2 protein-coding genes are annotated in these 1,752 nt (G+C 67.2%); both read left to right on the top strand.

Annotation, left to right across the window (positions count from 1 at the left end):
- Positions 1 to 225: 225 nt before the first annotated feature.
- Positions 226 to 738 (top strand): putative immunity protein, encoded by a 513-nt coding sequence (locus tag ELR45_RS08965; RefSeq protein WP_129665271.1) that lies wholly within the window; start codon positions 226 to 228, stop codon positions 736 to 738.
- 294 nt (positions 739 to 1,032) lie between these two features.
- Positions 1,033 to 1,752, top strand: a 720-nt coding sequence (locus ELR45_RS08970; protein ID WP_240759348.1) for a sigma-70 family RNA polymerase sigma factor, incomplete at its 3' end; no start/stop codon positions are given.

The following is a 1,752-nucleotide window of genomic DNA, read 5'->3' on the forward strand; positions in this document are numbered from 1 at the left end:
AGCGCGAACGGGATCTCGGAAGCTTCTTCAAGACCTTTCAGCCGAGGTCTTCGGGTCCAATGTTGGTGGCCAGCTGAAACTGCCCGCTGGCGGCCAGCGGGTGCCCAATAGCGGCCATTGCGGAGCGTGGTCGGCGGAAGGGAGATCTTCGACGACGTCGCTCCCGGGCCCTTCGTTCGGGGGACAGCACTCGGAGCGTCAGTCGACACGCCCTACCCTTGGATCGTGATCCTCCCAAGGGAGCGCGACCCTCACCTCATCACGATCCGCAGAGGAGGCCTGCTCACCGACTCCGACCATCATCTACATGGGCTGTGGGCAGCGGCATGCGCCGAACACGTGTTGCACTTCTTCGAGGCTGAGTGCCCTTCGGACACGAGACCTCGCGAAGCGATTGAGGCGATCCGCGCCTGGACGCAAGGGTCGATGAAGATGATGGCCTCCCGTGCGGCAGGTGGCCATGCCATGGGGGCGGCGCGGGACTTGACGGGAGCCGCTCGGCATGCCGCCTACGCCGCAGGTCAAGCCGCATGCGTGGCTCACGTCGCCGAGCACAACCTCGGAGCGGCCGCTTACGCTATCAAAGCGGCCCGCGCTGGGACCCCGGGGGCCGAGGATCTCGCCGGCCGCCTCGAGTGTGAGTGGCAACGCGAGCAGCTCCCGGAAGCGATCCGCGAGTTGGTAATCGGGGACCAACGGCGACGGAACGACATCTGTTGGCACGTGTTCGAGGTCTAACTGCGGCACCCGATACACGTGGGCAGACTGACGTGCCACGAGGCGCATGTTCGAAGTCGCTACGTCGACGTCGAAGGCCCTCACCTTTGTCGCCTGCCGTTCCGTAGCGGCACGAGTAGTGCGGCCAGCAGTCCCGCGTAACCTGTCACATCGCGTGGATTTCACCCGTCAGGTTGGTGAGACGCTCTAGCACGTTGGGTGGCCCAAGGGCGCCGGCCAAGCGAGGAAACGCGCCGCTGCCAGCGATCCTGAACACCGGGCGTCTGTCACCTGGACACGACGAGGGAGTGACCGATGGACGAACACGACTGGCTGGCGGAACGATTTGAGACGCACCGCACCCACCTCCGCTCGGTCGCCTACCGGATGCTCGGGTCGACGAGCGAGGCGGACGATGCTGTCCAGGAGGCGTGGCTGCGGTTGAATCGCTCCAACGCCGACGACGTCCAGAACCTCGGCGGCTGGCTCACGACCGTGGTCGGACGCGTCTGCCTGGATATGCTGCGTTCACGCAGGTCACGACGGGAAGAGCTGGTCGACACGCCACCGCCGCCGCAGGTCGTCGGCTCCGACGACGGGGCCGACCCCGAGCGGCAGGCGGTACTGGCCGACTCGGTCGGGGCGGCGTTGCTGGTCGTGCTGGAGACTCTGGAGCCGGCCGAACGGCTCGCCTTTGTCCTGCACGACATGTTCGCCGTGCCATTCGACGAGATCGCCACCATTGTCGAACGCACCCCAACGGCGGCCCGGCAGCTGGCCAGCCGTGCGCGCCGCCGCGTCCAGGGGGCACCACCCGTCACGGATCCCGATCTCACCCGCCAACGCGAGGTGGTCGACGCCTTCCTCACAGCCGCCCGAAAGGGCGACTTCGACGCCCTGCTCGCCGTGCTTCACCCAGACGTCGTCCTGCGGGCCGACAACGCCGCGGAAACACCGCATCCGACGGTGATTCACGGCGCCACCACGGTCGCCAAGGGAGCGGCGGCCTTCGCGCCGTTCGCGGAGTCCACACAG

This window comes from Phytoactinopolyspora endophytica, assembly GCF_004138495.1.
Lineage (GTDB): Bacteria > Actinomycetota > Actinomycetes > Jiangellales > Jiangellaceae > Phytoactinopolyspora > Phytoactinopolyspora endophytica.